Raw genomic sequence first — 6,693 nt, forward strand, 5'->3', positions numbered from 1 at the left:
CGTCGACGGCGGACCCGCGCGGATCGCATCACCCCCGGCACCGTTACGGTCAGCGATGCAAAACACCTCCGATCAGCCCTGGTGGCAACGCGGCACCGTCTATCAGGTCTATCCGCGCTCCTTTCAGGACAGCGACGGCGACGGTATCGGCGATCTCGCCGGGATCGAACGGCGCCTCGATCATATCGCTTCGCTGGGCGTCGATGCGATCTGGCTCTCCCCGATCTTTCCGTCGCCGATGGCCGATTTCGGTTACGACGTTTCCGATTACTGCGATGTCGCGCCGATCTTCGGTGATCTCCCCGCGTTCGATCGCCTGCTGACGGCGATCCATGCGCGCGGATTGAAACTGCTGCTCGATTTCGTGCCCAACCACAGTTCGGATCAGCACCCCTGGTTCATCGACAGCCGATCCAGCCGGGACAGCGCGAAACGCGACTGGTACATCTGGCGAGACGCCGCGCCCGATGGCGGCCCGCCGAACAATTGGATCAGCGATTTCGGCGGATCGGCGTGGGAATGGGATCCGGCAACCGAGCAATATTATCTGCACGCCTTCCTCAAGCAGCAGCCTGACCTCAACTGGCGTCATCCGGACCTGCGGCGCGCGATGTTCGACGCGATGCGCTTCTGGCTTGATCGGGGCGTCGACGGCTTTCGCATCGACGTGCTGTGGCACATCATCAAGGCGGAGGGCTTCCCCGACAATCCGGCCAATCCATATTGGCGGCCGGGCATCACCGAGCGCGATCGACTGATCCAGCGGCATTCCACGGACCAGCCCGAGGCGCATGCGATCGCCGCCGACATGCGCGCCCTGACCGATAGCTACACCGCGCCGGGGCACGAGCGGGTGCTGATCGGGGAGATCTTCCTGCCGAACGATCGCCATGCCCGCTGGTATGGCACGCCCGAGCGCCCGCAGGTGCATTTGCCGTTCAACTTCCAGCTGATCGAGAATCGGTGGGACGCCACCACATTGCGCGCGATGATCGCGAACTATGAGGCGTCGCTGCCCGCGCACGGTTGGCCGAACTGGGTGATCGGCAGCCACGACGCCCCCCGTATCGCCGCGCGACTGGGCGAGCCACAGGCGCGCGTCGCGGCGATGCTGCTGCTGACGCTGCGCGGCACGCCGACGCTATACCAGGGCGACGAGATCGGCATCGGGGAGGTGGCCATTCCCGGCGATCGGATCCGGGATCCGCAGGACTTGCGCCAGCCCGGCATCGGTATCGGCCGGGATCGCTCTCGCACGCCGATGCCCTGGGACGACAGCGCCTTTGCGGGGTTCAGCACGGTCGAACCGTGGTTGCCGCTCAATCCCGACTGGCCGACGCGCAACGTCGCGGCGCAGCAGGCGGACCCGCGCTCGATGCTGGCGCTGTACCGGCGGCTATTGTCCCTCCGCCGCGCCTTGCCGGCGCTGTCGGTGGGGGATTTCCGCCTGCTGGACGCGGCGGACGGCGTGCTCGCCTATGAACGGCGGCACGGCGGCACGGCGCTGCGCGTCGCGCTCAACCTGACCGACGAGGCGAAGCCGCTGCCGTTCGAGGGGGACATCTTGCTGTCGCCCCTCGACGACGCGCCCCACGACACTCTACGCGCCAACGAGGGCATCATCCTGCGATAGGCGCAACGATGCCAGAGGACCACCACCGATGAAGATCGCGATGCTCGCCCCGATCGCGTGGCGCACCCCCCCGCGCCATTATGGCCCGTGGGAACTCGTCACCAGTTTGCTGACGGAGGCGCTGGTGGCGCGTGGCGTCGACGTCACGCTGTTCGCGACGCAGGACAGCGTCACCACCGCGACGCTCGACGGCGTCGTCCCCGCGCCCTATTCCGAGGATCCGGCGATCGACGCGAAAGTGTGGGAATATCGTCATCTGTCGTACCTGTTCGCGCGAGCCGAACGGTTCGACCTGATCCACAATCAGGCGGACTTCCCCGCGCACGCCTTCGCCCCGCTGATCGATACGCCGCTGGTGACGACGATCCACGGCTTCTCCTCCGATCGCATCCTGCCGATGTACAAGCCGTTCGAGGAGCGGGTGCATTATGTCGCGATCAGCGACGCCGACCGCCACCCGGATCTGCGCTATGCCGCGACGATCCATCATGGCATCCCGCTCGACGACTTCCGCTTCGATCCGGCGGGTAGTGACGATCTGCTGTTCTTCGGCCGCCTCCACCCGGACAAGGGCGCGGCGGAAGCGATCGAGGCGGCACGGCGATCGGGGCGCGGGATGGATTGCTACGGCATCATCCAGGATCAGGGATATTACGAACGCTCGGTCGCCCCCGCCGTGGACGGGACGACGATCCGCTATCACGGCGCGGTGGGCGGCGAAGCACGGATCAGCGCGCTGGGCGGCGCGCGCGCGCTGCTGCACCTGATCAACTTCGACGAGCCGTTCGGGCTGTCGGTGATCGAGGCGATGGCCTGCGGCACCCCGGTGATCGCGACGCGGCGCGGCTCGATGCCGGAGCTGATCGATCACGGCGTCACCGGCTTTCTGGTCGACACGATCGACGCGGCGGTGGATGCGGTCGAGCGCCTCGACACGATCGACCGGGCCGCCTGCCGCCGCGCCGTGGCCGAGCGTTTCAGCGTCGAACGAATGGCGGATGACTATATCGCGCTGTATCGGCGCATTCTGGGCGGATGAGGGGAAGCCCCGCCCCCTCTGCCGCTCCACCTCCGGCCAAATTCCTTGCCATCCGCCCCCCGGCGCTCCAATCCGCCGGGATGCGTCCGCGCGATTTCCTCCTGCTGGTAACGGTGTGCCTGTTGTGGGGGTTCAGCAACGTTCTCAGCAAGATCGTCGTCAGCGACTGGCGGGTGCCGCCGCTGTTCTTCGCCGCCGTGCGGTTCGCGATCGTCGCGACGGTCACCATGCCGTGGCTGCTGCCGATGCCGCGCCCGGCGTGGCGCATCGTCGCGATCGGCCTGTTGATGGGCGGCGGCAATTTCGCCCTGCTATTCCTGGGCTTGCAGACGGTTTCTCCCTCGGCCGCGGCGGTGGTGGTGCAGATCGGCGTGCCGTTCACGACGCTTCTGTCGGTCATCATCCTGCGTGAGCGGATCCATGCCCGGCGACTGACCGGGATCGCGCTGACGCTGGCGGGAGTGGTGCTGGTGGTGTGGCGACCCGGCGGCATCGCGCTGTCGGCGGGGCTGTTCTATATCGTCGCCTGCGCCTTTGCGGGATCACTGGGCGCAATCCTGATGAAGCAGATGGAGGATGTGCCGCCGCTCTGTTTCCAGGCGTGGGTGGGCATCGTCTCGCTGCTGCCGCTCTCGCTGGCGTCCGCCCTATGGGAAAGCGGGCAGTGGCACACCGCCGCCGCCGCCGGCTGGCCGTTCGTCGCTGCATTGCTGTTTGCCGCGCTGATCGTGTCGGTGTTCGCGCACACCGCTTATTATGGCCTGATCGGTCGTTACGAGGCCAATCTGATCGCACCATTGACGTTGATGACGCCGCTGTCGGCGATGGCGTTCGGGGTTGCGCTGACCGGCGACCGCATCGACGCCCGCATGATCGCGGGCGCGGCGCTGGCGCTCGGCGGGGTGTTGATCGTCGCGCTGCGCCGGAAACGCGCCACCGAGGTGCTGGTCATCGGCGAACGAGCATAGCCGTTCGGCTACCACCCCGCGCAACGCAGGGTGGTAGCCGGTGATCAGAATTTGGCCCCCAGCCGCACGCCGATCGTCCGCGGCGTCACCGGCACGATATAGGGCCGCTGGTAACACGATCCGCATTGTTGATAGCGCGCGATCTGGCCGCGTTCGTCCCAGATATTGCGAGCGAACACCTCCAGCGTGAAGCGTTGCAGTTCGGCGCCGACCGCCAGGTTGCCCGTGGTATAGGCCTCCAGTCGGCCCAACAGCGCCGCCGGATTGACGACATTGCCGGTTCCCGTCTCGTACACCGCGGTGCGGATATCCGACGAGGCCGAGCTTTGATGCGCGACCAGAGCCTGGACATAGCCCTTCACCGTACCGATCGGGACGGTATAGCGCGCCGATCCGCTGATCTTGAACCGCGGGGTGATCGGCAGGCGTGTTCCCGCCGGCGCGCTGATCAGATTCTGCTGGCCGCCAGCGGTCAGGCCATCGCACACGAAATTGGCGCGCGCCTCCAGGCACAAATTCTGCCGCGTCTGCGCGTCGGTATAGGAGCCGGCGACACTCAGCGAGAGCGGGCCGGTGTTGACGTTGATGTCACTCTCGATGCCGCGGATGCGCGCGTTTGGACCGTTCTGGATGACGGTAAAGCTATTCGCCCCCAGAAACGCGAATTGGAACGCATCCCAATTCTGCTGATAGATCGCGCCGTTGAAGCGCACCGCCCCGCCGAGCAGCGTCGTCTTCCAGCCAAGCTCGTAGTTGGTCAGGAAATCCGCCGCATAATCCGCGACGTCGCCGCGCCGATTGATCCCGCCCGGCCGGAACCCGCGTGACCAGGTGCCGTAGATCAGCACGTCTTGCACCGGCTTCCAGTTCGCGGTGAAGCGATAGGTGACGCCCTGCCCGTCCGCCTGTTTGGGAGAAATCCCGCCCGCATTGTCCGGCACGCCCAGATTGGTGCACGGGATCGCGCCCACGTCAGGCGTGTTGAGGAACGGCGTGATCGCCCCGCCACTCAGATAGCGATCGCGCAACGTACCACCGCCTGACAGGTAACAGCCCGCCACGCCGGTGCGACTGCTGCCTGCGGCATTGAAGGGCGTTGCACTGAACGCGCGCCCGTCCGCCGGATCGACACCCGGGTTGCGCCCGAACCCGAAGAAACCAACCAGCGAATTGTCGTAGATATAGCCGCGCGCGCCGGCGGTGATCGACAGTTTAGGCGTCAGGTCGTAGCTCGCTTCGCCGAACACCGCATAATCCTTGTCGACGCGATGCTGTCGCGTCAGCCACAAGGTGCCCGGATAGCCGTTGACCGACAACGCGCTGCCCAAATTCGCGATCTGATAGTCCTGGAAAATCAGGTTGCTCTGCCGCTGGTAGAAAGCGCCCGCGACCAACCGGAACGGCGCGTCCGCCGGAGAGGCGACGCGCAATTCCTGGCTCGTTTTCTTGAAATGGTCGGTGCCGATGATCCGCTGTCGCGGATCGATCGTGTTGCCGGCATTGTCCTGGTAATAGAAATAGCCCGCCAGTCCGCCGACCGACGAATACAGGCTGTCATATGCTTCGGCATAGTCGGTATAGTCGCTCGATTGCAGCGCCTTCCGGTCCAGATAGCTGCCGGCATAGGTAACGTCCCAATTGCCCAGCTTCCCCTCGATCGTCAGCGCCGCCTGTACGAAGCGGTCGCGACGATATTCGGGGAAGAAGCGCTGTACCTTGAGGTCGCCGACCTTCGGATCGTAAGCGTAACTGCCGTGGTTGCGCTGTTCCTGATACAGCACCGTCGGCGTCACGGTCCAATTGTCGTCCAGATCGATCTTCAGCGCGGCGCGGCCGCCATAGGTTTCGGTGTCGTTGTAATTGTTCTTGACGAACGCGTTGTTGTTCACCGTGATGCCGCCGATGAACGAGCGCGTGCCGGCCACGTTGTCGATGAAGCCGGCGTCTTTCTGATAAAAGCCGACGACGCGCAGCGCCATCATCGACGCCAGCGGGATATTGAGCATCCCTTCCGTCACATAGCCGACGCCGCCGTGCGCGACGGTGTTCACCTCCCCATCGACACGACCATAGAAGCCCGACAGATCGGGCTTGTTGGTGATGATGCGGATCGTGCCCGCCTCGCTCGATGCGCCGTACAGCGTGCCTTGCGGCCCGGCGAGGCTCTCGATACGCGCGATATCATAGACATGGACATCCAGCGTGCCGCCGATCGTGGTCACCGGCTGTTCGTCGAGATATACGCCGACCGACGGCAGCGAGCCCGAATGGTTGCCGTCTCCGCCAGAGGCGACCCCGCGCATATAGACGGTGGTGACGCCCGGCTGACTGGTCTGGAACGCGACCGACGGCAGCAATTGCGTATATTGGTTGAAGTTGGAGATGTTGAGCTGATCCAGCTTGCGCGTGCCGATCGCCTGAATGCTCAGCGGCACGTTCTGGATATTCTCGTCACGCTTCTGCGCAGTGACGATGATGTCGTCGCCGCCGGTTGTCGACGGCGTCTCCGCCCCGGTGGTTTGCCCCGATCCGGTCGCGACCTGCGCAGCGGCAGGGGTCGCGGCCGCCGCCGTCGCCAGTAACGAGACGAGCAACCGGCGTTTGAAGCTTAGCACCACGGACATCCCCCAATGTTGCGGTAAGATGACGGGGATGCTGAAGCGTGTGCCAGGGCGCGTCAATCCACCGCCGCGACATATCTGGAAACATCATTTCAGCGTTGCCTTTTCGCCACGGCGGGTTGCCTGTTTGGCAGGCGCAACATTCCTGCGCGCTTAGAAAGTGGGCACCTCGGGATAGGCGGCGAGCAGATCATCGCCGAGCGCCTCTTCCAGAGGAGCGAGATAGGCAGCGAACGGCTGCCAGGCACGGTCGCCGCCGCGAAAGATCGGCTGTCGCACCTGCTCCGAACTCGCGGTGCGCACCGCCCGCTCGGTACGGTGGAACGACAGGCAGGCATCCTCGAACGGCAGGCCGACGCGATCGAGCAGCGCGCGGATCCCGGCTTCCGGCGCATCGACCAATTGTTCGTGGATGACGCGGATCACGGCATC

Annotated in this window: 4 protein-coding genes and 1 pseudogene; 3 read left to right on the top strand and 2 right to left on the bottom strand. The window is 65.3% G+C overall.

The window, feature by feature from the left end:
* Positions 1-55: 55 nt before the first annotated feature.
* The 3 genes from ACFDSW_RS02280 to ACFDSW_RS02290 all read left to right on the top strand — a co-directional run bounded on the left by ACFDSW_RS02280 (position 56) and on the right by ACFDSW_RS02290 (position 3,640).
* Positions 56-1,633 carry an alpha-amylase family glycosyl hydrolase gene (locus ACFDSW_RS02280; RefSeq protein ID WP_375248656.1) on the top strand — a complete coding sequence of 526 codons (1,578 nt, stop codon included), beginning with the start codon at positions 56-58 and terminating at the stop codon, positions 1,631-1,633.
* 28 nt (positions 1,634-1,661) lie between these two features.
* Complete coding sequence (locus ACFDSW_RS02285; RefSeq protein ID WP_375248657.1) at positions 1,662-2,672, top strand: glycosyltransferase family 4 protein; 1,011 nt, start codon at positions 1,662-1,664, stop codon at positions 2,670-2,672.
* An 80-nt stretch (positions 2,673-2,752) separates the two neighbouring features.
* The gene (locus ACFDSW_RS02290; protein ID WP_375248658.1) at positions 2,753-3,640 is read left to right on the top strand and encodes a DMT family transporter; all 888 of its coding nucleotides are present in this window, start codon (positions 2,753-2,755) and stop codon (positions 3,638-3,640) included.
* A gap of 44 nt (positions 3,641-3,684) precedes the next feature.
* Here the strand turns inward: ACFDSW_RS02290 and ACFDSW_RS02295 are convergent, their stop codons facing one another.
* Both ACFDSW_RS02295 and ACFDSW_RS02300 read right to left on the bottom strand, forming a co-directional pair.
* Positions 3,685-6,264 carry a TonB-dependent receptor gene (locus ACFDSW_RS02295; protein ID WP_375248659.1) on the bottom strand — a complete coding sequence of 860 codons (2,580 nt, stop codon included), beginning with the start codon at positions 6,262-6,264 and terminating at the stop codon, positions 3,685-3,687.
* Between the two features lie 150 nt (positions 6,265-6,414).
* Positions 6,415-6,693 (bottom strand): annotated as a pseudogene (locus tag ACFDSW_RS02300) (hypothetical protein); the annotation flags it as partial.

Source organism: Sphingomonas sp., assembly GCF_042091075.1.
Classification (GTDB): domain Bacteria; phylum Pseudomonadota; class Alphaproteobacteria; order Sphingomonadales; family Sphingomonadaceae; genus Sphingomonas.